At 45.4% G+C, this 25,221-nt stretch carries 28 protein-coding genes; 16 read left to right on the top strand and 12 right to left on the bottom strand.

The window, feature by feature from the left end; all coding sequences use genetic code 11:
- Positions 1 to 64 precede the first annotated feature (64 nt).
- Complete coding sequence (locus ATG71_RS01090) at positions 65 to 742, top strand: MBL fold metallo-hydrolase (RefSeq protein WP_179886421.1); 678 nt, start codon at positions 65 to 67, stop codon at positions 740 to 742.
- A 54-nt stretch (positions 743 to 796) separates the two neighbouring features.
- On the opposite strand, the gene ATG71_RS01085 is transcribed toward ATG71_RS01090, so the two are convergent.
- The gene (locus ATG71_RS01085; protein ID WP_098437878.1) at positions 797 to 1,729 is read right to left on the bottom strand and encodes a nucleoside hydrolase; all 933 of its coding nucleotides are present in this window, start codon (positions 1,727 to 1,729) and stop codon (positions 797 to 799) included.
- A 96-nt stretch (positions 1,730 to 1,825) separates the two neighbouring features.
- Positions 1,826 to 2,749 (bottom strand): helix-turn-helix transcriptional regulator, encoded by a 924-nt coding sequence (locus ATG71_RS01080; protein WP_483295295.1) that lies wholly within the window; start codon positions 2,747 to 2,749, stop codon positions 1,826 to 1,828.
- 109 nt (positions 2,750 to 2,858) lie between these two features.
- Between ATG71_RS01080 and ATG71_RS01075 the strand changes: the two genes are divergently transcribed.
- The 3 genes from ATG71_RS01075 (at position 2,859) to ATG71_RS01065 (ending at position 5,004) form a co-directional block, all read left to right on the top strand.
- On the top strand, positions 2,859 to 3,692 hold the full coding sequence (locus ATG71_RS01075) for an SDR family NAD(P)-dependent oxidoreductase (RefSeq protein ID WP_098441683.1): 834 nt from the start codon (positions 2,859 to 2,861) through the stop codon (positions 3,690 to 3,692).
- 115 nt (positions 3,693 to 3,807) lie between these two features.
- Positions 3,808 to 4,518 carry a YwaF family protein gene (locus ATG71_RS01070; protein ID WP_286162877.1) on the top strand — a complete coding sequence of 237 codons (711 nt, stop codon included), beginning with the start codon at positions 3,808 to 3,810 and terminating at the stop codon, positions 4,516 to 4,518.
- Between the two features lie 45 nt (positions 4,519 to 4,563).
- On the top strand, positions 4,564 to 5,004 hold the full coding sequence (locus ATG71_RS01065) for a hypothetical protein (protein ID WP_098437872.1): 441 nt from the start codon (positions 4,564 to 4,566) through the stop codon (positions 5,002 to 5,004).
- Between the two features lie 44 nt (positions 5,005 to 5,048).
- Here ATG71_RS01065 and ATG71_RS01060 read toward each other — a convergent pair whose 3' ends face one another.
- Positions 5,049 to 6,791 (bottom strand): ABC transporter ATP-binding protein, encoded by a 1,743-nt coding sequence (locus ATG71_RS01060; protein WP_098437869.1) that lies wholly within the window; start codon positions 6,789 to 6,791, stop codon positions 5,049 to 5,051.
- 616 nt (positions 6,792 to 7,407) lie between these two features.
- Here ATG71_RS01060 and ATG71_RS01055 point away from each other — a divergent pair.
- The 6 genes from ATG71_RS01055 (at position 7,408) to ATG71_RS01030 (ending at position 16,666) form a co-directional block, all read left to right on the top strand.
- Entirely contained in the window at positions 7,408 to 9,117 is a 1,710-nt protein-coding gene (locus ATG71_RS01055) for a cache domain-containing sensor histidine kinase (protein WP_098437858.1), read from the top strand.
- Positions 9,118 to 9,131: 14 nt separating this feature from the next.
- Positions 9,132 to 10,289: a response regulator transcription factor gene (locus tag ATG71_RS01050; protein WP_098437835.1), complete on the top strand. Its 1,158-nt coding sequence runs from the start codon at positions 9,132 to 9,134 to the stop codon at positions 10,287 to 10,289.
- Positions 10,286 to 11,554, top strand: a complete 1,269-nt coding sequence (locus ATG71_RS01045) for an ABC transporter substrate-binding protein (protein WP_098437832.1) — start codon at positions 10,286 to 10,288, stop codon at positions 11,552 to 11,554. The genes ATG71_RS01050 and ATG71_RS01045 overlap by 4 nt, the downstream gene beginning before the upstream one ends.
- A gap of 210 nt (positions 11,555 to 11,764) precedes the next feature.
- Positions 11,765 to 13,234, top strand: coding sequence for a glycoside hydrolase family 68 protein (locus ATG71_RS01040; protein WP_098437830.1), 1,470 nt, complete (start codon positions 11,765 to 11,767; stop codon positions 13,232 to 13,234).
- 64 nt (positions 13,235 to 13,298) lie between these two features.
- Positions 13,299 to 14,858: a glycoside hydrolase family 32 protein gene (locus ATG71_RS01035; RefSeq protein WP_286162876.1), complete on the top strand. Its 1,560-nt coding sequence runs from the start codon at positions 13,299 to 13,301 to the stop codon at positions 14,856 to 14,858.
- Positions 14,859 to 15,301: 443 nt separating this feature from the next.
- Positions 15,302 to 16,666, top strand: coding sequence for a hypothetical protein (locus tag ATG71_RS01030; RefSeq protein ID WP_098437827.1), 1,365 nt, complete (start codon positions 15,302 to 15,304; stop codon positions 16,664 to 16,666).
- 92 nt (positions 16,667 to 16,758) lie between these two features.
- On the opposite strand, the gene ATG71_RS01025 is transcribed toward ATG71_RS01030, so the two are convergent.
- Both ATG71_RS01025 and ATG71_RS01020 read right to left on the bottom strand, forming a co-directional pair.
- The gene (locus tag ATG71_RS01025; protein ID WP_098437825.1) at positions 16,759 to 17,328 is read right to left on the bottom strand and encodes a DUF6434 domain-containing protein; all 570 of its coding nucleotides are present in this window, start codon (positions 17,326 to 17,328) and stop codon (positions 16,759 to 16,761) included.
- 58 nt (positions 17,329 to 17,386) lie between these two features.
- Positions 17,387 to 17,713, bottom strand: coding sequence for a YnfA family protein (locus ATG71_RS01020; protein WP_098437822.1), 327 nt, complete (start codon positions 17,711 to 17,713; stop codon positions 17,387 to 17,389).
- A gap of 142 nt (positions 17,714 to 17,855) precedes the next feature.
- Here ATG71_RS01020 and ATG71_RS01015 point away from each other — a divergent pair, with 142 nt between their 5' ends.
- On the top strand, positions 17,856 to 18,224 hold the full coding sequence (locus ATG71_RS01015) for a YkvA family protein (protein WP_098437819.1): 369 nt from the start codon (positions 17,856 to 17,858) through the stop codon (positions 18,222 to 18,224).
- A gap of 73 nt (positions 18,225 to 18,297) precedes the next feature.
- On the opposite strand, the gene ATG71_RS01010 is transcribed toward ATG71_RS01015, so the two are convergent.
- Positions 18,298 to 18,483 carry a hypothetical protein gene (locus tag ATG71_RS01010; protein WP_098437816.1) on the bottom strand — a complete coding sequence of 62 codons (186 nt, stop codon included), beginning with the start codon at positions 18,481 to 18,483 and terminating at the stop codon, positions 18,298 to 18,300.
- 77 nt (positions 18,484 to 18,560) lie between these two features.
- Entirely contained in the window at positions 18,561 to 18,881 is a 321-nt protein-coding gene (locus ATG71_RS01005) for a DUF3221 domain-containing protein (RefSeq protein WP_098437813.1), read from the bottom strand.
- A 186-nt stretch (positions 18,882 to 19,067) separates the two neighbouring features.
- Here ATG71_RS01005 and ATG71_RS01000 point away from each other — a divergent pair, with 186 nt between their 5' ends.
- The 3 genes from ATG71_RS01000 to ATG71_RS00990 are packed head-to-tail and all read left to right on the top strand — an operon-like array spanning position 19,068 to position 20,887.
- Positions 19,068 to 19,589: a MarR family winged helix-turn-helix transcriptional regulator gene (locus ATG71_RS01000; protein WP_098437810.1), complete on the top strand. Its 522-nt coding sequence runs from the start codon at positions 19,068 to 19,070 to the stop codon at positions 19,587 to 19,589.
- A gap of 28 nt (positions 19,590 to 19,617) precedes the next feature.
- A complete protein-coding gene (locus tag ATG71_RS00995; protein WP_098437808.1) occupies positions 19,618 to 20,004 on the top strand; it encodes a rhodanese-like domain-containing protein in 387 nt (128 codons plus the stop codon).
- Entirely contained in the window at positions 19,994 to 20,887 is an 894-nt protein-coding gene (locus ATG71_RS00990) for a DNA-3-methyladenine glycosylase family protein (protein ID WP_098437805.1), read from the top strand. Before ATG71_RS00995 ends, ATG71_RS00990 begins: the two co-directional genes overlap by 11 nt.
- A gap of 23 nt (positions 20,888 to 20,910) precedes the next feature.
- Here the strand turns inward: ATG71_RS00990 and ATG71_RS00985 are convergent, their stop codons facing one another.
- From ATG71_RS00985 to ATG71_RS00965, 5 genes are read right to left on the bottom strand one after another with little or no spacing between them, the layout of a single operon-like run.
- On the bottom strand, positions 20,911 to 21,300 hold the full coding sequence (locus ATG71_RS00985; RefSeq protein WP_098437802.1) for a hypothetical protein: 390 nt from the start codon (positions 21,298 to 21,300) through the stop codon (positions 20,911 to 20,913).
- A gap of 12 nt (positions 21,301 to 21,312) precedes the next feature.
- Entirely contained in the window at positions 21,313 to 21,507 is a 195-nt protein-coding gene (locus ATG71_RS00980; RefSeq protein WP_098437799.1) for a hypothetical protein, read from the bottom strand.
- A gap of 5 nt (positions 21,508 to 21,512) precedes the next feature.
- Entirely contained in the window at positions 21,513 to 22,130 is a 618-nt protein-coding gene (locus ATG71_RS00975; protein WP_098437796.1) for a class I SAM-dependent methyltransferase, read from the bottom strand.
- A gap of 14 nt (positions 22,131 to 22,144) precedes the next feature.
- Positions 22,145 to 22,597 carry a hypothetical protein gene (locus ATG71_RS00970; protein WP_098437793.1) on the bottom strand — a complete coding sequence of 151 codons (453 nt, stop codon included), beginning with the start codon at positions 22,595 to 22,597 and terminating at the stop codon, positions 22,145 to 22,147.
- Between the two features lie 33 nt (positions 22,598 to 22,630).
- Entirely contained in the window at positions 22,631 to 23,407 is a 777-nt protein-coding gene (locus tag ATG71_RS00965; protein ID WP_098437791.1) for a CPBP family intramembrane glutamic endopeptidase, read from the bottom strand.
- A gap of 115 nt (positions 23,408 to 23,522) precedes the next feature.
- Here ATG71_RS00965 and ATG71_RS00960 point away from each other — a divergent pair, with 115 nt between their 5' ends.
- Positions 23,523 to 24,137 carry an HAD-IA family hydrolase gene (locus ATG71_RS00960; protein ID WP_098437788.1) on the top strand — a complete coding sequence of 205 codons (615 nt, stop codon included), beginning with the start codon at positions 23,523 to 23,525 and terminating at the stop codon, positions 24,135 to 24,137.
- A gap of 385 nt (positions 24,138 to 24,522) precedes the next feature.
- The gene (locus ATG71_RS00955; protein WP_098437786.1) at positions 24,523 to 25,164 is read left to right on the top strand and encodes an SDR family oxidoreductase; all 642 of its coding nucleotides are present in this window, start codon (positions 24,523 to 24,525) and stop codon (positions 25,162 to 25,164) included.
- Positions 25,165 to 25,221: the final 57 nt, after the last annotated feature.

The raw sequence follows: 25,221 nt of genomic DNA, 5'->3' as shown, positions 1-25,221 counted from the left end.
GAAAAGGAGAATGCCCCCTGTTTGTGGAATGGATTCAAGTGGAAATTAGGAGGGGGACGTGAAAGTGGATTATCAACTGGAACAGGTGAATGGTCAAATATATGTGCTGGCGATATGGGATGCTGAATGGAATACTTATACGAATGCGTACTTTATCGAGGAAGAAGCTGAATTGACTGTGGTTGATTCGTGTAAAGAGGGTCACTTGGTGTTTCTCCAGCACGCCTTACATAAAATTGGGAAAACGGCAGACGATGTAAAGCTGATGCTCGTCACCCATGGTCATGAGGATCATGTGGGAGGGGAGACGTTATTTACGAAGGCAAGGAAGGTCATTCATGCTGACGAGACGCTGCCGCCTGGTTCTTCCATAAGCGGGGAGCTCGTGGATAGAGGGACCATAGGGGATTACGACTATACGAGAGTCGGCTATCATTCCCCGGGTTCAGTCATTTTCTTTCATCGACCGACCAAAACACTGTTCACGGGAGATTTTCTCTGTTTCTTTGGAGATCCTCTGTCAGATGGAGGGCTTGTTTCAAAAGGCGATGATCTGAGACATGCCTGGGTCGAGTATCTTCAGGGTGGCGGTGTTGCGGACCTGCCTGTATTCCTGGACGGCCTGAGAATCATGAAGGAATATAACGCGGATGTACTGTGTACAGGTCATGGAGGCGTGCTGGTGGGGGAAATTGACGTGTTCCTTCAGGAGTTAATCGCGATTGGGGAAAAGAGTCAGTAGGATGAGAAGGGATGGGCAGTGAAAACAAGCCGGTCCCTTCTTTTTTTCAACAAGTTATCTTTTTCTGGTCATGACCTCTATGAAATCCTTCACGAACATCTGGTAGTCGATCTCCAGATAAATGTTGATATTCTTTTCAGCCGGTTTGGAACTGACCCTGAAATCAGCGATGGATGTACCTTGCCCGGAGCCTGTGGCCAGTACTTCGACGTCCCTTCTGATCGTTTTCCCCATCTCCGGATTTACCATCAGGGAGAGGGTGACGACATCGTGGAGTGGGGCGCCGTTTATGCCGGGGATGAGTTTCTTATAGGCATCGATATAGTAAGTCATGACCTCATCAAGGATTTCAATGAGGGGGTTACCGTTCATCTCCTGGATGACTTTGATGTGTTCGAGGGTGACGATCGCCTTGTTGGTGACGTTTAAAGGGGCGATGTACAGATTGTCGAGATTCTTGACTACGAGTTCTGATGCGATGGGATCTCCGTAAAAGTTGGCTTCGGCTGATGAAGTCACATTACCAGGTACGAGAAAGGCTCCTCCCATAATATAAAATTCGTTTACTTTTTCAGCTATGTCTTCGCCTAACAGGTAAAGGGAAGCGAGTGACGTATTCCTTCCGACGTCGACGATTGTGACGTCCTGATTCTCTTCAATGATGGTGTAAAGTTTAGAAAAGTTGGTGAGTTCACCGGAGAAGTTTTCTGGTGGCCTGATCGGTCCCAAACCTTCCTTTCCATGGATTTCAGGATAGTAGGTCGGGATTTTCCCGGAAGATGGACTGTTTGAACCACCGATGATCGGGATATCCGTCCTGCCGGCAAGCTTGAGCAGATAGGCGATGTTATCGGTGGCCTGCTTCTTTTCGACATTTCCGTAACTGGATACGATACCGAGTACGTGTATGTCCGGATTCAAGAGGGCGTACATGATGGCCACAGAATCGTCGATACCCGGATCGGCAAATAAAATGATATTTTTCATGGAGATTCTCCTCGATAACCGTTTTTTAAAACATATCGAGGAAAACTAAGAATTATTCCATACGTCGGTAAAATGAAACCGTAGCCTCAGCCATTTTCAGGACCTTCTCCTTGAGAAAACCGGTTCAATGATGTTTACTTGATCGGCGAACCCCATTAGATAGCCTTTAGCCTCTTCTTCTGTATCGAAAGAAAGCGTCACGGGGATCCATTCCGCACCTCTCCGTTCCCCGACTTCAAGGACCCGGGCAAACCGTCCCGTAAAGGTGAGCCTGGATAACACTTGTGGCGCCGCCTCGACTTTCACTTCAAAAGAAGGAAGAGACTTGATAAAAGATTGGGTGGAAGATGACCAGTACTGTGCGAGGTCGAAGCCTTGTGGTCGTTGGAACGACTCGTCCAATGTTTCGGTATGATGAATACGGGAGACCCGGTAGTTACGAATATCCCCGTTTTCCTTGGCTGCGACGAGGTACCAGAGATCCCCTTTCGCGACAAGCCCGAGGGGTTCTACCATGCGGTCATCGGTTTCTCCATCTGCACGTTCATAGGTGATGACTAGTTTGATTTCTTGAAAGATCGCTTCTTTGATCATTTCAAGGGAGGCTGTCTTGTCTTTCTGCTTTCGCCAGGAGCTCGTGTCGATGTGGATCCGGTTCCATACGTCCTTCGCATTTTCCCGGTAAAGCGATGGGAGGGAGGCGATGAGCTTATTGCGCGCATCTTCCGTCGTGCGGGTCAGTCCGAGATCTTCCAGGAGATGAAGGGAAGGAGAAACGAATAGTGCACGGATTTCCGCTTCCTTCAACCCGGTCAGATCCGTCCGGTAATCCTCGAGCAGCGACCAGCCCCCGTTTTGGCCACGTTCCGCCACTACAGGAATCCCGGTGCCGCTCAGGGCATCCATGTCCCGGTGGATGGTCCTTTCAGACACCTCCAATTTCTCCGCCAGTTCCTTCGCAGTCATCCGGCCGTTTGTTTGTAATAGTAACAGAATGGATACCAATCGATCGCCTCTCATATAGGTCACCTTTTTCTTGGGTTTTCTTTTATTTAATGAAATATGACAAAGGATGTCAAGAATGGAATCGTATAATGGGGTTATCTTAGATGTTGAAAGGAATGGTTGGATGAAATCACTCGCAGGAAAAATAGCACTCGTAACAGGGGGAAGCCGGGGAGCAGGGCGTGCAATCGCCATTGAACTTGGAAAAGCGGGTGCCACGGTTTATGTCACCGGGCGCAGTACGAAGGGAAATGCAACACAGAACTTCCCGGGTACCATCGATGACACCGCCGCCCAGATTGATGAAGCCGGTGGAACGGGGATTGCGGTACGTTGTGATCATACGGTCGATGCCGAAACGAAAGCGGTCATCAGGCAAATCCGTGATGAACAGGGAAAGCTTGATATTCTCATCAATAACGTATGGGGCGCACATGATATCGGTGTGAATCCGGGAACATTCTGGGAACAATCCCTTGAAAACTGGGATACGATGTTCACAGCAGGCGTGAGGGCGCAGCTTGCGACCAATCACTTTGCCATTCCTCTGCTTCGGAAAAATAAAGAAGCCCTGATTGTTCATACAACGTTCTGGGATGAAGGTAAGTACACAGGACAGTTCTATTATGACCTGGCAAAAAATTCTCTCGTCCGCATGGCGTTCGGACTTTCAGAAGAGCTGAAAGAAGATGGGATTGCGGTCATCGCCGTATCTCCGGGATTCATGAGGACTGAGCTTGTACTTCAGCATATGGGAGTCGACGAGGATAACTGGCAGGAATCTGAGGACTTGAAGAAGTCCGAAACCCCTTATTATGTTGGGCGTGCCATCACGGCGCTCGCGATGGACTCAAATGTGATGGAGAAGACGGGTCGAGCGTTGAAGGCAGGAGATCTTGCGAAGGTATACGACTTTACGGATGTAGACGGACGGTATATTCCGCCATTTACGTTATAGGATGGATGTCCCCTCTTGAAGGGGGCTTTTTCATTTTCTGAAATCCGTTCTGAACCATCCTGTGTGCTGAATAAACTATCCATGATAACCACTTTTCAAAACGAATAGGGGTGGCATGATGTTTTCCGTGACAGAGATGCAGACGTTCGAGTTGTTTTCTGTTCCCCATATCTCGGTGCTTTTGATGTTTGTGGCGATATCATTTTGGCTTGTGTACTTCAGGCATTTCCTAAAGAGGTACCAATCGGTGCTGAAATGGACGATATTCTGGATGCTGGTGCTGAGTGAAGTATCCTGGCATATCTGGCTCGTGTCAACGGGACAGTGGGAGCTGGGGGACTTGCCCCTGCAGCTCTGTTCCGTCAGTACGTTCATCGCCATTTATTTATTCTTGAATCAGAACCAGAATGCCTTTTATCTCCTGTTCTTTATCGGATTCCTTCCCCCGATCTTAAGCATGGTCACACCTGAAATGACTTATCAATTTCCTCATTACCGCTTTCTGAAATACTTCCTCCATCATGCAGCCATTGCGTGGTCCGTCCTTTATTTCATCGTATATGAGGGCTACCGGGTCCCAAGGAAAGCCATATGGACCGGCTTCCTGATGGTCAATTTTCTCGCCGTACCGATCTTTTTCCTGAACATCCTTCTTGATACGAACTTTTTCTACCTGGCAAATCCCACAGAATCGAAAACGATCTTGTCCTTTTTTGGATCGGGGATCATATATTATATTAATCTCGAAATTGCGGCACTTGTCGTGTTTTTTGTGACGTATGTTCCCATGGGGATGCTTGTAAAGAGGGAGAGGGTTGAAGGGTAACCCTTTTCCTATGGGATACGTCTAATGTTAAAAGGGGAGATGAACATGAGAAAGGCATTGGCAATGAGTAATATCATTGCAATGATCGCGATTATTCTATTTATTATTCAACCTTTCCGTACAGCGCCTCCGACACCAAATGTAACAGCAGGAGAAGTCAGTATCCCGACAACAGAAGGTTCCTATTGCTGGGACGGACTCCTTTCAGGGGGATGTGTGGATAAAGCGTATTCAAGTGTAGTGGCGATGGCAGGGGAAGAGAAACCAACCTCCGTGTCCCCTGGTGAGAAGATCACGGTGACATTTAAAAAGAAACCTCAAAAGATCGGTGCAGAAAAGTGGGTCGGTGAAGAGCAGGTGGAAAGCGTGAACATGAAGAATCATACGATCCTGGCTCCTGAACAGAAAGGAGTCTATGTGTATCATCTAGTGTCCCATTGGAAGCAGGGGGACGGAAGTTATGTGTTTTCGGTGGAAGTGAGGTGATCAAAAAAGGCTCTCACACCAAAACGGTATGAGAGCCTTCTCCTTTACACCTGAACCTCAAACTGCTTCGAATACAGTCTGGAATAATGCCCATTCTGCTCGAGTAGCGCTTCATGTGTCCCTTCCTCAACAATCCTTCCATCTGACAACACCACGATTCTTCCTGCGTTCCGAATCGTCGATAAACGATGGGCGATGACGAGCGTCGTTCTGCCCCTTGCCAGTAACTCCAGGGATTCCTTGACGATGCTTTCACTTTCATTGTCGAGGGCGCTTGTCGCCTCATCAAGAATGAGAATGGGCGGATTCTTCAAAAATACACGGGCGATACTGAGCCTCTGCTTCTGACCGCCTGATAACCGGACGCCGCGCTGACCGATTTCGGAGTGATATCCTTGTGGCAAACGGGTAATAAATTCATCGGCGTTCGCTTGCTTTGCCGCCTTCATCACCTCTTCGTCGGTTGCTTCAGGTTGACCATAGCGGATATTCTCCATGACGGTGCCGGAAAAAAGGTACACATCCTGCTGTACCATTCCAATATTGCTTCTGAGAGAATTCAAGTCCAGGTCTTTCACATTTTCCCCATCTATAAAAATCCCACCTTCAGAAACGTCATAAAAACGGGAAATCAGGGAGCTGAGAGTCGTTTTTCCCACTCCCGATGGTCCGACGATCGCGACGTATTCCCCTGGAAGGACTTCAAGAGTTAACTCCTTAAATACAGGCCCTAAGGCAGAATCATAATGAAATGATATGTTCTTCAATGAAACATGTCCCCGGACGGTTGAAAGAGTTTTTGCATCAGGGGCATTGTCGATGTCAGGCTTGATATTCATGATCTCCATGAATCGCTGAAACCCTGTCACACCTTCTTGAAATTGAGTACTCATATGAGTGAGCCGCTGAATGGGCTCGATCATAAAGCCGATATATAGCAGAAACGTAATCAAGTCGGCCAGGTCAAGGGACGCATTCATAATCTGAAGGGACCCGAAGACGACAATGGTGACCGTAATCAGTTGAATGAATGCTTCCGTCCCGTTATAGAAGTACGCCTCAGCACAATAGGTTCCTTTCCTGCTCTCTAGAAAACGTTGATTCTCCACGTTGAATTTCCTGATTTCAAGAGATTCATTGGCAAATGACTGAACGACCCGAATGCCGGATAAGGAATCCTCCACCTGGGCATTGATATCGCCGATCCGCTCTTTATTATCCGTCAGCGCCCGATTCAGCTTTTTATTGAAATAAAGGGAGAAGAACCCAAGAACCGGAAAGAAACAAAAAACAGTCAGGGTCAAAGGAGCGTTGATCCAGAACAGAATCACAAATGCGCCAAGAAAACGAACCAGATATTTCACATAATCTTCAGGTCCGTGATGATAAAGCTCCGATACCATCAACAGATCATTCGTCACCCGGCTCATCAACCGGCCCGTCTTCTCTTTATCATAAAAACGGAAAGACAGCTTCTGGAGATGAGCGAACAATTCACCTCTCATATCGGTTTCCATTCGTGCCCCGATCTCATGCCCCTTGTAATCCACAATGTAATTCCCAACGTTTTGAGCAACAACAAGAACCACCATCACACCGCCGACCCAAAGGACATCCTCAAAAGCTGTAGAAAGACTTCCAGCCAGAACATCCTTCGTCACATAACGGACAAGGAGTGGAAAAGCGAGAGTCAGGGAAGAGGTGATCAAAGCACTGAACAGCACAATCAAAAAAATTGAACGATACGGTTTGTAATACGAAAGAAATTTTTTTACAGGAAAAGTCATAACATACCCCTTTATGCGTTAGTTCACAAAACACATATAAGGGGGAAGACCGTCACGTTAAAAAGGCGTTCCACCCTTATATGTTCGTACGGTTACCATCGCAATGTTTCTCATGAAAACAGCCTCCTTTAATTTCGATACCTTTATTGTATGATGGGGTTGGTAAAAAATAAAGTTAATTTTCTGATAATAAGTTCAACGGTATCCAGTTTTAAATGGAGTCAATATATAAAGGGTGAGGGTGAATGGGGGGCAATACATATGTAAGATAGAAAAATAATATAATTCAAGGGTCTTGACTTAACATGGTGACCCCCTATTTCCCATGCCCAAAACAATGTGAATCACCCATGGAACCGAAGCGAAAACAGACAGTAGATCTATAGAGAAAGAAGAGATAGTAAAGAACAACAACGCGTCTGTAGTGGGCGCACGTGAAGCTCCCTGCGTCCTAAAATGGCCTGCACCCACATCCCATCAAAAACATAAACCGTCTTTCCCATGTGCAACCTAATGCAAATGGGCTATATTCAGCCACTGCTTGCGACTTCCGGATCATTGACGGTCTTCCGGCACTATTATAGTGTTTTTGTCAGAAAGAAAGGGGGCGGTGCCGATGCGAAGTGTCCGCAGCAGGCTGTTAGGGATGCTGATTCTGTTTATCATCCTGCCGTATTTTCTGTCGGTGTTCATCATTTACAGCAACACGAAGACGAGTGTCGAGGAACATGAGGTTGAGACGAGCCGGGAAGAATTGAAGGAAAGCGGATCCGTGCTGGAACGGTATTTCGGGGACATCATTTCACTGCCTTACGCCCTTTACAATGATCCCGACGTGTTACAGGTGTTCGAACAGGGACTAGAGGGTGATCGAGAGGATTCCTTCGAAAGAAGCATGAAGATTTTTTCTGTTTCCCGACCTGATATCCGACAGCTGGGCTTTTATTTCAAACGGGATGAAGAGGCATTGACAGTGTATCGTTCGAAGTTCAGTGCGCCGAAGATACAGCAGGATTTTCTCGATACCCCCATATTTAAAGAGCTTTACAAGTCAGATGGGAATTATCTGATTGAGGCACCGCATGTGATTGAGAATGCCACCAATGCGGCTATCATTCCAGAATCGGATAAAACGAAGGTCCTCACCATTCATCACAAAGTGAAGAATATCCTGACGGGAGAATTCCTGGGCTTTTTGTCGATGGACCTGGAGGTGAATTCGTACGGCTCAATCATCAGGCATTTATCCGATACGGGGGACGCGCGGGTGGCCCTCCTTGACGAAAAGGGGACCACTATTTACTCCAGTGGGAAAGGGAAGACCTTCAAAGGAGAAGCGTCTCCCGATGAGCTCGTTCTGAAAGAGAACCTTGGAGGAGAGTTGGAAGGTTGGAAGCTCATGAAGATCATTCCGAAAGATGCCCTGTTCAAGGACGTAAATGAGACGGCGTACTCGAATATTCTATTAGGTGTCGGTGTAGTGATTCTTGGAGTCATCATGGTGATGGTGATTTCCCATATCATCACGAAGCCCATCGTCCACTTAAGTGAAAAGGTAAGGAGCATTGAAGGCGGCAATCTGGACATCGACTTCTCCACTTCCCGGAAGGATGAACTCGGGCACCTGGAGGAACATATGGACGAAATGATGAATCGGATTAATCAGCATATCGATCGGGAATATAGGCTGGAAATCGAAAGCCGTACCAATCAGTTTCGTGCCCTTAAGTCACAAGTGAATCCACATTTTCTTTTCAATGTCCTTCAGACGATCGGCGCTGTCTCCCTTAGGTCCAATGCGAAGGATGTTTACAAGCTCATCACCTCCCTGTCGAAGATGATGAGGTATTCCCTCCATGCGGATCAATGGGTCACGGTCAAAGAAGAGCTCGCCTATATCGAAGCGTACCTTTCCCTGCAGAAGGAACGCTTCGGGGAGTGTGTCCAGGCTGAAATAAGTGTCGAAGAAGAGGTCCTTTCCGCATCAATTCCGAGCATGATTCTCCAGCCCCTTGTGGAGAATTATTTCAAGCATAGCTATGAAGAAGGATATGAGAACTCTTCTTTGATCATACGAGGAAAAAAAGAAGGGGACCTGATGACATTCATCGTTCAAAATACAGGGAGCTCCATGACAGTTGAAGAACTGGAGCGACTCCAAGCCTCTTTGCACAAGAAAGGTTCTGTGACATCAGGGATCGGGCTGAAGAACATTTATGAACGCCTGCAGTTGAATTTCAATGAGGAAGCATCGTTTAAGATAGACCGGATGGAAGGGAATGGATTCAGGGTCATCATGACGCTTCCATTCCGGGAAGACCGTTAGGGAGGGGAAACCAAATGAAAGCATTGATCGTGGATGATGAACGGAATGTCAGAAACGTCCTCCGTCAGCTTGGGGAATGGGACAGACTTGGCATCACGGAGATCTTGGAGGCGGCAAATGGAGTCGAGGCACTTGGGATCATCCAACATGAGAAACCGGATATCGTTTTGACAGATATTAAAATGCCGAAGATGTCGGGGATTGAACTCATAGAAGAAATCAATCAGCTTCCCTTCAAGGGTAAGATCATCCTGATCACAGGATATGACGACTATACCTACATGAGGAAGGCTATCCAGCTGAACAGCTTCGATTATTTACTGAAGCCCATAGAGGAAGAAGCGTTTCAGGCAGTGCTTGAAAAAGTAGTCGAGGCAGTAAAAGTGGAAGCGGCAGAGGGAATCGAGCAGGGAGAAATCTTGGAAGAGGCATTGAAACTGAGGAGTAATCAGATCATCACCGCCATCTGTTCAGGTGAGAGCGTAGAGGAAGAGGCCGCTGCGAGCCTTCTTCCTGATGAAGAGGAAATGGACATGACGCTTCTCTCTTTCTATGGGAAGAATCGTCCCGAAATACATATCGACGCGCTGGATGAGGAACTCAGATCCAGGAGAATCGGCAGGGCATTCACCTATCTTGAGGTGGAGAACCTGTGCATCGTGTTCACCATGGAGAATCAGTGGCTTTATGCAGAAGAGTGGTTGAGTGAGAACATGACCGTTCCCGTCCGCCTCGTCCAGGATAAACTTGATTCCCAGGGATCCACCAGGGAAGTGTTCAAAAGACTATCCCGGCAACTCGAACAGAATCAGTACCGGACGATCCGCCGCCCGGATGAAATGGAGGCGGCGAGGAGGATAAAGGAGATTGTCTCTTATGTTGAGACCTACTATATGGAAGATATTTCTCTAGAAAAGCTGTCGAAAATGTTTTTCCTCACCCGTGAGCATATTTCAAGGACGTTCAAGAAAGAAACGGGCATGAATCTGTCGAAGTTCGTGACAATTCTCCGGGTAGGGCAGGCGAAGTCGTGGCTTGCCGGGACGGAAGATTCGATTTACTCCATTGCCACGATGCTCGGCTATCAAGATGAGAAATACTTCTCCAAACTATTTAAAAAAGTGACCGGAAAGACGCCGTTTGAGTACCGATCCAGCGGGGAATCAGAATGAAACCAACACTGCGTAAAGTATTCATCATCGGCTTCCTTTCTGTCACGCTAACAGCCTGCGGCGGGGAGCAAGAAAAGAAAAAAGAATCACAACCTGAGGAAGATAAGGTCACTCTTACAATCCGAAATCCCAAGGTGGAAATCGCCAGTGAGTTCGAACAGATGGTTTCCGCATATGAGGGTGAGCACCCAGGAGTTGCCATCAAAGTGGAAACGGTAGGAGGAGCGGCGGATGATTACTCCGATATCACGGCGAAGCTTGCAGCAGGAAGAGGACCGGATATCTTCACCAACCTCGGACGGGAAGCGGCGAAAGAATGGAGCAGGTTCTTAGAGGATTTGTCAGAAGAACCATGGGTCGACAGGGCGTCAGAAAATGTATTGTCGGGTATCACCCTTAATAATAAGGTATATGGAATGCCAATGAATATTGAAGGGTTCGGAATCGTCTACAACCGGGAACTCTTTGCCAGTGCCGGCATCACCTCACCACCATCCACATACCGGGAGCTTGAAGAAGCGGCAGCCAAGCTGGAAGGAAAGGGTATCATGCCTTTCGCCAACGGTTATTATGAGGATTGGAAGCTCGGGCATCATATGGTGAGCGTTGCCTTGGCCCAGTCCGAGAGAGGATTCACTCAAGGACTGGAAGATGGTTCAGCAAGTTTCAGTGAAGACACTGCTTTCCAGGATCTATTCACCCTCATCGATCTGACAGTCCGTTACGGAAATAAGCGCCCGACAAGTACGGATTATTATACAGAACTCGAACAGTTTAAAGAAGGAAAGGCCGCCATGATTTTGCAGGGGAACTGGATCCAGCCGCTATTGGAAGGAAAAACAATATCCGCCGGCATGTTCCCCATGCCTCTTGGTGATCGTGAAGAGAGCAGGATATTGGCAGGCGTCCCCGGGTTCTGGGTCATCAACTCTCAATCCTCCCCAGAGGAAAAACGGGAAGCGAAAAAATTCTTGAACTGGATGGTGTCATCCGAAAAAGGCAAGGCATACTTGACGGAAGAATTCCACTTTATCCCGGCTTTCAAGGACATCCCTGTTAAGGACATCGGTCCACTTGGTAAGGAAACCCTGAAGCTCATCAATGAGACGGACACCTTCAACTGGTCCTCCTTTTCCCCTTGCAGCAAGCGGGAGATGGGTGAGATCATGCAGGATTACATCGATAAAGAAAGCTCAATGCAAGAAGCATTAGAAGAGTTTGACATGGCCTGGAAGGAAGGCGCGTGTCTTTCATCCTCCTCTTAGGCCTGGCTGTTAAACGACTCGTCCAGATGGGCGGTCGTTTTTTACATGACTTTTATTCCCCGTATGAGCCCATCTTCCCCTTTATCAATTTAAGACGAAAATGATATCAAAACATGCCATATCCAGTTCTGGCCACCACCTCCTATACTGATAAATGTAAGGCGAACTTGAATCGCCATACGGAATACCATCTTATAGGAGGAATACATAATGAACTATCATCAATTTGTCACTAAAGCAACCGTTGTTTCGTTAAGTGCATCCATTCTGTTCGGAGGCATCATCACATCGGCATCTGCCAACGAAGCTCCGGAAAAAGGATACAAAGAAACGTACGGAACGTCCCAGATCACCCGCCAGGACATGAAAAACATGGTCGGACAGCAGCAAGACGCCCAATTCAAGGTTCCTTCCTTTGACGAATCATCCATCAAAAATGTAGAATCAGCAACCAAGATTGATGAAAACGGAAAAGAAATCAAAATGGATGTATGGGATACATGGCCGCTTCAAAATCCTGACGGCACAGTCGCTGAGTACAACGGCTACCACATCGTCTTCGGACTCGCCGGTGATCCGGAAAATGCCAACGATACCTTTATCTACATGTTCTATAAAAAAGTCGGCGACGATTCCATCGATGCCTGGAAAAACGCTGGCCGTGTCTTCGACGATGAAGACAAATACAAAGCGAATGACGAAACGTTAAAAGGTCAGGTAGAGGAATGGTCTGGATCCGCCCTCTTTACAGAAGACGGTGAGATCCGTTTATTCTACACGAACCGTGGAGATTTCAATGAAAGCAAGGGCCTGTTTGGACGTCAATCATTGACGACGGCTCAAGTGAATATCTCTGAACAAACGTCAAACAAATTGAATATCGACGGAGTTAAGGATCACAAATCCATCTACAGCGGCGGCGATGGAGATACGTATGAAACTGTCGGGAAAGCATTTGAAGACCGAAACTTCATGAACAACCATACGCTCCGTGACCCGCACTACATCGAAGACGGCGGAAAAAAATACTTGGTATTCGAAGCAAACACCGGAACAGAGTATGGCTATTCTGGGGAAGATTCTCTTTATAACCGCGCATACTACGGAAACGGAATGAACTTTTTCAAGAAGGAATTCCAAGCCCTTCAGGAAAGCCCTAAGAAAGACCTGGCAGAGCTTGCCAACGGCGCCATGGGAATTATCGAAATCAACGATGACTATACCATCAAGAAAGAAATGAAGCCGCTGCTGGTTTCCAACACGGTAACAGACGAAATTGAACGCCCGAACATCTTCAAAAAAGACGGCAAGTTCTACCTGTTCACAAGCACACGGGGATCAAAAATGACCATTGAAGGAACTGACGATGAAGACATCTACATGCTCGGATATGTAGCCGACTCACTAACAGGACCATTTAAGCCAATGAACAAAACCGGAATTGTCCTTCATCAGGACCTTGATCCAAACGACGTCACTTGGACGTATGCACACTATGTCATCCCTCAAAAAGAATCGGACAAATTCGTCGTAACCAGCTACATGACCAACCGTGGATACTTCCAAGACCACAAATCAACATTCGCTCCATCATTCCTGCTTGATATCAACAACAAGAAATCTTCTGTTGTAGAAAACGGCATCCTGAAGCAAGGTCAAATCACGTACGACGGGCAATAATAGCAAACTTCAAAAAAGGAAATGTCAGACATGGCATTTTCTTTTTTTAGTAGGTGGTGGAAAAATGGAACTAGAAAAAAGGAAGAAGGGAATCGTCATGTTGATGGTGCTGATCGTCCTAATGGCTGGAGCGGCTGCATGGTGGACAAAGGCACACGAAAAAGACAAGGAGCAGCTTGTAGATGAGGATGTTTCCTATCGCTCCTCCTATCACTTCACGACCCCGGACAAATGGAAAAATGACCCGCAAAAGCCGGTCTACTATAAAGGGAAATACCATTACTATTATCTCTATAACAAAGACTACCCCGAAGGCAATGGAACCGAATGGCGCCACGCCGTATCCGAAGACTTGCTTCACTGGGAAGACCAGGGAGTGTCGATCCCGAAATACACCAACAGAAACGGTGACCCCTGGTCCGGCTCCGTCGTCATCGACCGGGAGAACACCGCAGGTTTCGGAAAAGATGCCTTCATTGCGATCGTGACCCAGCCAACCGGTGAAACCGGCGAGCAGGAGCAATACATGTGGGTGAGTACAGACGAAGGTAAAACCTTCAAGAATTACAGTGAAGATCCTGTCCTGAATAACCCGGGAGTAGAGGATTTTCGTGATCCGAAGGTCGTCTGGGATGACGAACATGACAAGTGGGTCATGCTCATGGCGGAAGGGTCGAAGGTCGGTTTCTATGAATCTGAGAATCTGAAGGACTGGGTGTTTACAGGGGACTTCCAGACATCGGATTTAGGCGTGTTGGAATGCCCGGATCTATTCAAAATAAGGGCCACCGATGGCACGGTGAAGTGGGTGCTTGGAGTGAGCGCTAATGGAGAAGCAATCGGGGAACCTAATACGTATGCTTATTGGACAGGGGAGTACAATGGCAGCGGGTTTGAAGCCAATCAGTCCGATCCACAGTGGTTGGACTATGGATTTGACTGGTACGGTGGAGTGACGTTTGAAGACGGTAAAGCTGAGGATAAAGAAGAGAAGCGTTATGCGTTTGCCTGGATGAATAAGTGGTCTTATGCGGATGATACTCCGACGATGGAGCATGATGGGTTTAATGGCACGGATTCGATTGTGAGGGAGATTAGGTTGGATGGTGATTCTGAGAGTGGGTACTATCTTGCCTCCAAGCCTATTGAAGCGCTTGATGGGTTGGTGGAATCTACGGAGATGTTTGAGGATGTTACTGTGGAAAATGAAACAAAGAAGCTGGATATTGAAGGGGAAACTTATCGAATTGAGGCGGATGTATCTTGGGAGGATGCTGATCAAGTCGGATTCAGATTACGTGAATCCGAAGAAAAATCCCGACATATCGATGTGGGAATCTCACTTGAAGGCGACTACTCTTACTTGAACAGAAGCTTTACTGATCAACCCGATAGAAAAGGGACATTTTTGGAAAGTAAGGCACCATTCGATTCCGCTGATAAACAGGTTCATGTCACCATTTTAGTGGATAAGACGAGTGTCGAGGTGTTTATGGATGGTGGTCGGATAGTCCAATCAAGTTTGGTCTTTCCGCGAACTCACGATAGGGGGATTTCTTTGTTTTCGGAAGGGGGACAAGTGACCTTTAAGAAGCTAATGGTGGAGAAGCTAAAATCCAGTTGAGCTTGGTGGTTCCCATTCTTACTCGGACTTGCCTGTGGATTCGTTATTGGTCTTTCTCTTTCATACGATTTTGGGTAGTGAACCGATTTGGTGAATCGAATGACGGAAGATCAAACATTGAAAGCGAGAACACTTGGCGGTTTCATAGCCGGGTTGACAGCGATTAGTATACTTTTGATTTTGAGTTTGTTCTCGGGACTTCTACAGAGGTTGTAGGAAATGTTGAAGGTCTGTCCCTCAAAATGAGGGACGGACCTTCTTGCACCTTCCCACCTGACGTTTGTACAAACGAGGCACCTGCCCCAGGTCTTTTTTCCTGACAACCCCAATATCCTTATACTGTAGGGTTGAGATGAGCAAAAGGAAGTCGTTCCGTTGGGTTGTCATTGCTTTGGCCTTGTGTTTAATCAGTCATCAATGAAGATAATAAGAAAGATGCGCCGTTGATTTCGTCTGTGCTGTTAATTGCCAATGATGCCATGTATACGAGTGATCCGGCAGAGCCATTGTATTGGTCGATGCAGCCGAAGGATAAGGAATATGTTAACGTGTATGGTGCGAGGGATGTCGGAATCGTGGCCGCACAGTACGATGAATTTTTCTTCAGAAGTTTAAAAGAGGACGGGACTGCTACCGTTCCAAGAGACTTTATTAACACGGAGGCTGCCCAATCATTCCTGAATTTCGGGATCGATCCATCCGGAGGGGAGAAGCGGAAGAGCTACGAGATCTATAAACAGGAGGTAGACGGTCAAGAAGCAGCGAGGGTCATTTATAATCCTGCGCAGATCCATCCGTGGAACCATATTTCTAAGGATGTCGTGACGAGTACTCTGGAGTTTTTCGAAGATTCTCTTGGGGCACCTCATCCAATTGCAGCTGACAACCAGGTTTGGCAATACAAAGTGTTCTTTAATGCTGTAGGCTTGGTCGGGTTTGTGATTTTCATCGTGAGCATTACCAAGTGGCTTCTTTTCACTGAAACATTTGCTTCACTACGAGCTGTAAAGGAAGCGGAGCCTATGACGTTCCTTGATGGACGAGGGAAGCTTTGGTTCTGGGGTGGCCTCATTGCGGGTGCGCTCGTATCTTATTTCAGTTATTTGAAGTTATCCACCTGGACCGTGGAACATATTACACCGTTCTTTCCGCAGTACCCGCCTTTTTATATCGGGATGTGGTGTTTGGTCACTGGTCTCTTTACGTTAATGGTTGTGGGGGCATGCTACTTCTTCTATTCCAAGAAGAACGGAATGGATATAAGGGCGACAGGGGTGGTCATCAGCTTCCGGACACTGGTGAAAACGATTTGGCTTGCCCTTTGTGTCACGGCCTTATCTTACAGCCTCGTGTTCATAGCGGATTATTTCTTTATAACGGACTTCCGATTATGGGTGCTGACTGTAAAAGCATTCACCCCTGATAAACTATTGATCGCGTTGAAATATCTACCTTTCTTCCTTGTATTCTATGTAGCGAATTCCATTGCCATCAATAGCTTTAACTTTATTAAACTAGGACAGAAAGAATGGATGAATGCGGCAGTATTAACACTGTTCAATTCACTCGCCATCATCATTCTGGTGGCCATCCAGTATATTGCCTTCTTTGTAAAAGGGGAAGTATATTACAATGACTTGTCCCACATCATCGGAATCTGGTTGTTCCCAATCATCGTTATCCTGATGGTGGCGGCCGTTGTTTCCCGTAAGATTTATAAGGTGACAGGAAATCCTTATCTTGCAGGATTCATCAATGCGTTCATCATTACAATCATGACGGTGACAAATACGTTGACGCAGCTTTAAGATAATTATGGAAAGCCCACGGATATCACCTGTAGTGGACCGTGGGCTTTTTACTGTCAGGGATAAAACATTAGGGACGGACCTTCTTCACATCAAGAACCACCTACATACTTATTACTCCCCGGAAGTTTCTTGATTTCATTCCAGGCTTCAATGGCATCTTCTCTCTTTTTCCCTTTATGGGCGGGATCGGCAAAGAAGTCACGTGTGAATTGATTGTATTCGAATTGAGGTGCGATTTTCTTCTCATATGCCGGGTCTTTCTTCCTTTTGTCTTCTTCATACCAAGCTTCTATTGCATCACGATACGTCTTTCCTACGTTATTTTTAAAATAATTTTGAATATAAGTAGAGAAATGAAAAGAAGGAATGACAGACTTAAAGAAGGTTCTGACGTTTTGACTGCAGCGATGATGGTCAGTAATGACGGTATCAAGACTTAACACGTCATTATGGTTTGTTTTTCGAATCCCTTTTGATTCTCTGACGGGCTTTTTGATTTCACCTGTTTCCAGGAAAGCGCAAATCCGATCCGATAGCTCTACCTTTGATCCGGAAGTGCTGATTCCGTTAGCGCGGCAGAATGATTGCAGCTCTTCTTTCAACCAATAGTACTTTTTAAACATTTCAATTGGGGTGTCCTTGTTTAAGGTGGGTCTCAACACTACCAGCTCCTAAAATCCCATTTACATCCATTTTAGAACAAGTGTTCTCGTTCGTCTACTGCCTCGGCCCAAGCAGCATCACACCAACCCCAACGATACATATCCCGGCACCGACCCAATCATACAGATCAGGCGTCTTCTTATCGATTCCCCATCCCCACAGGACGGACAGGACAATGAACACCCCGCCATAAGCAGCGTAGACACGGCCGAATGACGGGAAGGACTGGAAGGTGGCGATGACGCCATAAAGGGCCAGGGCTATCCCACCGGCGACTCCCCAATAAGCGGGTTTTCCTTCCCGAAGCCATAACCAGATAAGATAACCCCCGCCAATTTCGGCGATTCCGGCAAGGGTGAATAAGATGATGGCATTTACCATGTGATCACTCCTTTATTTTGTTTTGCGTAATTGAAGTATAACGTAAAATCAGCTTTGCAAACATTTGTCTATTTTCCCCAAACCTTCTACAATGAAAAGAACAAGAGATCGTCAGGCATCTCAATACGGAGGTGGAACGGAAATGGACAACACGGAGAAACATTTTTCTGAAGAAAAATTTTGGGATAAGTTAAAAAGATATGGTGTAAAGGCCGGACATTCCGTCGTGTATACGGCGCTGCTCCTTTATTTTGTCCTGCAAAAGCCGGATGTTCCAAAGAAGTCGAAGATGGTCATAATCGGGGCACTCGGATATTTCATCCTTCCAACGGATTTCATTCCGGACATGGCAGTGGGGATAGGGTTCACAGATGACCTTGGGGCCCTGGGTCTCGCATTATTGCAGGTATCGATGTATATCGATGATGAAGTGAAAGCGAAGGCCAAGGCGAAGTTGAGTGACTGGTTCGGTGATGATGTGGATACGTCTGAGGTTGATGGGAAGTTGTAGGGAAATACGAGTATCATCGGAGTGTGTTTCGATGATGCTTTTTTTGTGGGGACGATGTATGATCGCATACACCCTACAAATCTTCAGCTTTCATCTCTATAGGCTCATACTTTTTCGTGAAATAAAGCGTAAGGATAACGCCAAGAACGACTATGCCGATACAAATATAAAGTGGAAAGTCCCAGCGTGTATAAAGAACGATTGAAGCGCCAATAAGCGTAATCCATTCAAAGGCTAAAAAGGATTTAAGGTATTTCATCGTGAATACTCCCATCATTCCATTTATTGTTAATTAAGAATATCATATTTTCACAAAGTAGTGGTGATGGTTTCCATCTACTTCTTAATGATTTCTACTTTCAATGCCTTGGTCTGAGGCGGGTCAGACTCTCGCACGAAGTCATACCACACTGATAGGCCCTGCCCTTCCTCAATAAGCTTTATCATATTTTCATCCGGTACAGATACCCGAATCGTTTCAGCGTATCTATCCTTTAGTTCCCCAGTTAATTCGAGAGTCATTCCCTTGCTGCGTTTTTCAAGAACCTTCCCATGAAGTATTTTATTGTCGGACATGTTGTTATAAGCCAGGTCCTGGTCTTTACAGCCTAGAAGTAGGGTTGTTACTAGTAGTATCAGAAAGCGGTATCTTTTCATTATATTCACCTCGATGAATATGTCGAGATGAAAGGGAGGTCAAAGAGATCAAGAGTTTCAATGTAGAAGTTATTTATGAAAAATATAATAAAGCATTTTGGAACCGAAAATACATTTTTTCCATAAATAGGTTTACAATATTAGTTAGGTGCCTTACAATAAGGTGACATACTAAAGGAGGTGAACATGTTGTTAAATGATTTTATTCTTAAAAATCTTCCCTCATCCCAAACGTTAATGACCTATTCAGAGAAATTTCCTGAAGTGGATGTAGAGGGGGTACTGATGACTCTGGAGTTTTTACGGACTGCAAAGGAAGTTAACAGCGCATATGGAAAATATTATTTAAAAGAAGGTCTTTCAGAAGGGAAATTCACTTTATTGATGCTCCTATACCGTCACCCGGAAAATTCAATTACCCCATCGGAGCTAGCCCAAAGTGCAAGTGTAACAAAAGCAACTATCACGGGGTTAATCGATGGACTGTCAAAGGACGGATTGGTTAGACGTTCGATTCATCCAGATGATCGACGAAAGCAAGTGGTCCTCTTAACAAATCATGGGATCGATGTTTTAGAAAAGATGTTACCCAATCATTATAGAAAAACAGCAAAGCTTGTTAATAGGTTATCTACGGAAGAGAGAAGCGTTTTCCTTCAGCTGTTAAGTAAGGTGAGGGAAGGGATTTCAGATTACAATGAAGAGTAAAATTCTAAAATAGTGAGGGAGTAAGTGCATGAATAAACTAGAGTACTTTGAGGCGCGAATCGAAGCTACATTAAGTCCGATGGATTACATACATTTAAAGAAGAAGGAGCCGGAAAGTGTTATTTTAATTGATGTTAGAAACGGTCCGGTGGAGGCCAGGAAGAATAAGATTCAAGGTGCGCTTGTACTTCCACAGTCAGATATTGATGTTCGTCTCCATGAGATTCCTAAGGATAAAAAGGTTGTGGTTTATTGCTGGGATGTGTGGTGTAATACCGCCGCGAAAGTAGCATCAACACTGTTGAAAAAGGGATACAACGATGTTCAGGAGTTGACAGGCGGGATTGCAGCATGGGAAAAAATGAACTTTCCACAAGAGCCACTAATTGTAGAGGAATCTAACTGTGGTTGTTGAAAAGGAAGGGACGTTAATTCCAAAAGCTCCTTACGATTTCGATAAGACCCTTACTTTTTTAAGAAAATTCCCACCATCGAAAGAAGAACAAGCACATCATACTTTTACTAAGGCAATCATGATTCAAGAGCAGGTTATTCTGTTCGAATTATTGTCTGAGGGAGATATAGAAACACCTCAATTACATTACAGATTATATTCAGATGCCAGCATGACGGATGAAAGGGAAGCAGAGGCAATAGAACGGATATCATTTTATCTTAGTTTATATGACGACCTGATCCCGTTTTACCACCTATCCAAAACTGATCCGACTTTTTATCCAATAGCCCAGAAATTGTATGGATATCACCACGTTAAGTTTTTAACCCCTTTTGAAAATACATGCTGGGCGATCCTTTCTCAAAGGACTCCTGTCCATTTTGCACGTTGTATAAAGAATGAATTCGCCAGTGCATTTGGGAAATCTATTCAAAGGAATGATTCCAACTACACTGCCTTTCCTAAACCCCAGCAGATATTAAATGCTCCAGAGAAAGAGCTATTGAAGGTTGTCCGTTCTGAACGCAAAGTAAATTATATTATGTCAGCAGCCAAGCAATTTGCAGAGGTCTCGAATTCTTTCTTAATGGAAGAGGATTACGAAACAGTCAATCAATGGCTAAAGGAGATAAATGGAATTGGTGATTGGTCTGCTTCGTTCAACATGTTAAGGGGGATTGGAAGAATGGAAAGATTGCCGATAGGTGAAAAAATGCTACAGAAAGAGATTCAATCCCTATACGGGGAGGCTGCGGATGTTTCTAAGGTATCCGACTTTTATGGGGGACATGTAGGGTACTGGGCACACTATTTGAGAGCTGCTAAACTATTTGAAATATAGATTTAAATAAACAAAAAATCTCTTCACCACTCAAAAAAGAAGTAACCCAACATAAAGTACACCACAAATCCTGTCTCAAGAAGCAAAATCACCAAATCCCACTTGCTCTTCCGAAACGTCGACTCATCTTGAATTCCGACGATCAGCCTCAATACCAATAGTAGAAACCCGAAGATTTTGGCATAGAGGTTGTGGAGGACAAATGCGGCTATGATATAAATGAGTCCTTTGAAAATAAAAGTGCCAATCAGGATTCCAAGGGTCAATCTTAACTGACTGATAGGGAAGAAGGCACCGGAATCCTGGAGTTCTATATATTTATCTTTGTTCGAGCGATATCTGAAAATCAGCTCGACATTATTGATCAACAAGATCGCACACCAGACTAAGATAAGCGTTTCTTCCACTGTCATCCCAAACCCCCATCATTCCCCCTTGAAAGTATCGTCGTACAAATCTTCATCCCCCTGTGGTTCTTTGATTCCATGCTTTTCTTCAAGGTACCTTCCGATTACAGAGTTATTAATGCCTTCCCGAACGGCCCGTTCCACTATGATATAGAAGATAAATAGAAACACGATGAGGAGGATGACGCTTATGAAAATAATAAAAAGTTCCATGCTATTCACCTCCCAGTTTTGGTAAGTATGATCTTTCTGTACATTCCTTTGAAAAGAAGAGGCTCATCTTCTTTAAGAATGATTGCTTCATGGTTCTGTTCATATAAATTCTCAAAGTTCACTCCGATGTCTGTACCCATCATTTTTACAAAGGGTCGGACCATTCGTTTGCTTAGAGACATTTTAGAGGGTGAAAACTTGTCAAAAATGATCATGGTTCCTTGAGGCTTTAATACCCGGATTATTTCCTTCATGCATCGGTCCGGATCAGGAACGACGGATAAGATGAGACTGCCTACTACTGCATCAAAGCTGTTATCTGTGAAACTCATCTGTTGGGCGTCCATTTGAATGAATTCGATCTTGTTATCCTTGAATTTTTCTTTTGCCTTTTGAAGCATGTCACCGGAATAGTCGATAGCTGTAATCTGGAATTCAGTATGATCCAAGAGCTCCAGGTCAGCCCCTGTACCAACGCCGACGAACAGGATTCGTTGGTGTGGATGGAATGGTGGGTGATGAAAAAGCTTTTGACGGGCTTCAAGGAATTTTCCTGTATTAAAGATCCTGTCATACATAGGGGACCAGAGTTTATAAATGATTTCGTTCCATCGGTTGTTCATTTTGTCCTCCCTGTTTATTGAATCACAATATTCCCAACATACTGCGCACTGCCTCTATCCGTTTGAAGGTCGACTTCCAACACGTAAGAACCTTTTCCTCTAGGGAATGTGAAGGAACGGTTCTCATCCATATCCAGCTGCAGCTTTTCGTTGCCAAGCCATAAGAATGCACGTAATTCCTCCACTGCAAAGTCTTCGCTGTCTAAAAGGACGTCTACCTGCTGCCCTGATGGAAAGGTGAGTTCCTTCTGTTCCCGTGCGAAGTCTACTACTTCTTTCGTTTCTTTCTCTAATGGTTTACCGTTTTCACCCTCCCAATCAATATTGGTTTCGGTTAATTCAACGGAGTCGACGCTGTCTGTTTCCATCAGCGTGACAGTGGGGGGAGTGAAGTCATAGTCTTCAGCGATGCAACCTGTCAGGGCAATGGTGAGGAACAAACAGATGAACGGTTTTACATATCTCATGTTTAAAATCCTTTCGTTTATCACGTTTTTAATCTAGTTTATCCACTCATTCAACACCATCCCCATATTTATCACCATATGAAAGGCAATCGAAGGATAGATGCTATCTGTCTTCAAGACTACGATGCTGTAAAAAAGTCCTCCGAAAGAGAATAGAAGACTGAGGAGGAGCGGGATGCCGATGGAGAGATGCAGGAGTCCGAATCCGATACTCGTCACCGTGACGGCGTAAATGACAGAGGTATTCCGGATCAATGACGACAGCATGACGCCTCTCCAGATGAGTTCTTCCAGCGTAGCGTTCAAGATGGTGAATCCTATTGCGAAAAGGAATAATGATTCACTGAATCCCTCTGACCAGATGAGGGGAATGAAGATGGTGCTTGATCCCGCGAGCCCAATCATTAAAAAAAGTGGTAATGGAATAGTGTGTGAAGGCATGGAAATACGCTTGCTCCAATCCGGAAATCTCATGTAGAATCGGATCTTTTCCTTGGCTATCCATTGTGAGACGGCTAAGGCAAAAAGGATGAATATAAGAAAACTTCTGTTCAAAAGGATGTTGGTTTCTTTTGAGATATTCCATCTGTTAATCCACCCTGTTGCCCATTGGAAGAGCAGGAAGCCGATAAGGAAGAATAGGAATAAGGAAGCGACGGACCTGTTGTTTTTACCAGATAAATAGAGGATGAGAAACCCGAGCATCGGCAGCAGTCCCCATGCGTATGCGCGATACGAAAGAAGGATGATGCCTGCGAAAAACAGGGCGGCAGAGCTTATAAGGAAAAGAGTGTGCGGTGAACGTGGCATATAGTCCTCCTAGGGCAATCATTGAAAATAGTTTAGCATAATTTTCCTGTTTTGTATCTGTTCATTTTTCATTGTGGTACGATGAAAGTAGTTTACATAAGAGAGGGGATTGGACATGTACAAGCATATCATTTGGGACTTTGATGGCACTCTATTTGATACATATCCCGTGATGGCGGGAGCCTTCAAAAACACGTTGGACAGCCGGGGAATCGAGGAACCGTTAGAGAACATCATAAAACAAATGAAGGTATCAATGACTCACACATTTAATCATTATGGTGAGATGTATGGGATCGGGGACGAGTTTATCACAGCCTACAATACCCACAGAAAAGAAATTGAGTTCGATTTGTCCAGGCCCTTTGAAGGAATCGCTAAAATATGTAAGTATATTCATGAATCGGGTCGCAGGAATTACCTGTACACCCACAGAGGTGAGTCATCCATCACGATGCTGGAGAGCTACGGGATGACGGGTTATTTCTCTGATTTCATCACCTCCGAGCACGGATTTGAGAGAAAGCCGAGTCCAAACGCCATTCAGCATCTAATCCGCACACATGATATCGATCCATCAGAAGCGATCATGATCGGCGACCGGGATCTGGATCTCGAATCGGGGAAAAATGCCGGGATCACTTCCTGCTACTTTGCAGATGAGCGGGTAGAGAATCCCCACGCTGACTACATAGTGACGAGTGTGAAAGAATTGTATAAGATTATTTAATGATGGAGACCATTGAGGGACGGACCTCGATGGTCTTTTGGGTAATTTTGGTAAAAGACGCATAAAATAAAATAATGACGCAATTATCGTGAAAACGACGCAATTAATTGAAAAATGACGCAATAAATGAAAAAACGACGCAATTCCTGTCCGCCGACGCCACTTATGACTATACTCCACTTCTCAGAAGTCTATGACACTACCAATATCCTTCTCCTTTTCAAAATCGTTCTCCATTTACGACTGCATGTGCTCATCTTTGTTTTGAACCTCCCCATTTCGGATACATTATATGAGCACACACCAAACAGATGATTTGTCATCCCCCCGCCAAACATGTGATGATAAATTCATACCAAAATTATCGGAATAAGGAGATGAGGTTATGAACGTAGCAGTTGTTGGAGCAAATGGACAGATCGGGAAGCAAGTGGTCGGATTTTTGAAGGAAGACGGACATACGCCGAGAGCCATCGTGAGGAAAGAAGAGCAGGTACAGTCTTTCGAGCAGGACGGTGTGGAAGCTGCACTGGTTGATTTGGAAGGTACGGTTGATCAAATCTCGAATGGATTGAAGGGAGCCGATGCCGTCGTATTCTCTGCAGGATCAGGTGGCAGCACCGGTTCAGACAAGACCCTCCTCATCGATCTTGACGGAGCGGTGAAAACGATGGAGGCCGCAAAAGAGGCTGGAATCGAACGCTTCATCATCGTAAGTGCACTGCAGGCTCATCATCGTGAGAACTGGAATGACTCCCTGAAGCCATATTATGTAGCGAAGCACTTCGCAGACCGGGCACTTGAGGAAAGTGGACTTACCTATACGATCATCCGTCCGGGTGGATTACTGAACGAAGAAGGCACCGCTAAAGTATCGGCGGCTGAGAATCTTGAAAGAGGATCCATCCCCCGTGAAGATGTGGCGAGAACCATCGTGGCGTCGTTAACGGAAGCAAGCACGTTTAATAAAGGATTCGATCTTATTTCGGGAAGCACTGGAATAGAAGAAGCCGTTAAAAACGTATAAATAAGAGGAAGGAATGATCATCGTTGGATGGTCATTTTTTTTATGTAAAATCGGGCG

The organism is Bacillus sp. es.034, assembly GCF_002563655.1.
Taxonomy (GTDB): domain Bacteria; phylum Bacillota; class Bacilli; order Bacillales; family Bacillaceae_B; genus Rossellomorea.
The sequence above is the reverse complement of the archived record's forward strand: the minus strand, read 5'-3'. Positions and strand labels throughout refer to the sequence as shown.

Coding starts and splice junctions, on each gene's coding strand:
- ATG71_RS01085 (WP_098437878.1), bottom strand. CDS start 1,729: ATGAAAAATATCATTTTATTTGCCGATCCGGGTATCGACGATTCTGTG.
- ATG71_RS01080 (WP_483295295.1), bottom strand. CDS start 2,749: ATGAGAGGCGATCGATTGGTATCCATTCTGTTACTATTACAAACAAAC.
- ATG71_RS01075 (WP_098441683.1), top strand. CDS start 2,859: ATGAAATCACTCGCAGGAAAAATAGCACTCGTAACAGGGGGAAGCCGG.
- ATG71_RS01070 (WP_286162877.1), top strand. CDS start 3,808: ATGATGTTTTCCGTGACAGAGATGCAGACGTTCGAGTTGTTTTCTGTT.
- ATG71_RS01065 (WP_098437872.1), top strand. CDS start 4,564: ATGAGAAAGGCATTGGCAATGAGTAATATCATTGCAATGATCGCGATT.
- ATG71_RS01060 (WP_098437869.1), bottom strand. CDS start 6,791: ATGACTTTTCCTGTAAAAAAATTTCTTTCGTATTACAAACCGTATCGT.
- ATG71_RS01055 (WP_098437858.1), top strand. CDS start 7,408: ATGCGAAGTGTCCGCAGCAGGCTGTTAGGGATGCTGATTCTGTTTATC.
- ATG71_RS01050 (WP_098437835.1), top strand. CDS start 9,132: ATGAAAGCATTGATCGTGGATGATGAACGGAATGTCAGAAACGTCCTC.
- ATG71_RS01045 (WP_098437832.1), top strand. CDS start 10,286: ATGAAACCAACACTGCGTAAAGTATTCATCATCGGCTTCCTTTCTGTC.
- ATG71_RS01040 (WP_098437830.1), top strand. CDS start 11,765: ATGAACTATCATCAATTTGTCACTAAAGCAACCGTTGTTTCGTTAAGT.
- ATG71_RS01035 (WP_286162876.1), top strand. CDS start 13,299: ATGGAACTAGAAAAAAGGAAGAAGGGAATCGTCATGTTGATGGTGCTG.
- ATG71_RS01020 (WP_098437822.1), bottom strand. CDS start 17,713: ATGGTAAATGCCATCATCTTATTCACCCTTGCCGGAATCGCCGAAATT.
- ATG71_RS01015 (WP_098437819.1), top strand. CDS start 17,856: ATGGACAACACGGAGAAACATTTTTCTGAAGAAAAATTTTGGGATAAG.
- ATG71_RS01010 (WP_098437816.1), bottom strand. CDS start 18,483: ATGAAATACCTTAAATCCTTTTTAGCCTTTGAATGGATTACGCTTATT.
- ATG71_RS01005 (WP_098437813.1), bottom strand. CDS start 18,881: ATGAAAAGATACCGCTTTCTGATACTACTAGTAACAACCCTACTTCTA.
- ATG71_RS01000 (WP_098437810.1), top strand. CDS start 19,068: ATGTTGTTAAATGATTTTATTCTTAAAAATCTTCCCTCATCCCAAACG.
- ATG71_RS00995 (WP_098437808.1), top strand. CDS start 19,618: ATGAATAAACTAGAGTACTTTGAGGCGCGAATCGAAGCTACATTAAGT.
- ATG71_RS00985 (WP_098437802.1), bottom strand. CDS start 21,300: ATGACAGTGGAAGAAACGCTTATCTTAGTCTGGTGTGCGATCTTGTTG.
- ATG71_RS00980 (WP_098437799.1), bottom strand. CDS start 21,507: ATGGAACTTTTTATTATTTTCATAAGCGTCATCCTCCTCATCGTGTTT.
- ATG71_RS00975 (WP_098437796.1), bottom strand. CDS start 22,130: ATGAACAACCGATGGAACGAAATCATTTATAAACTCTGGTCCCCTATG.
- ATG71_RS00970 (WP_098437793.1), bottom strand. CDS start 22,597: ATGAGATATGTAAAACCGTTCATCTGTTTGTTCCTCACCATTGCCCTG.
- ATG71_RS00965 (WP_098437791.1), bottom strand. CDS start 23,407: ATGCCACGTTCACCGCACACTCTTTTCCTTATAAGCTCTGCCGCCCTG.
- ATG71_RS00960 (WP_098437788.1), top strand. CDS start 23,523: ATGTACAAGCATATCATTTGGGACTTTGATGGCACTCTATTTGATACA.
- ATG71_RS00955 (WP_098437786.1), top strand. CDS start 24,523: ATGAACGTAGCAGTTGTTGGAGCAAATGGACAGATCGGGAAGCAAGTG.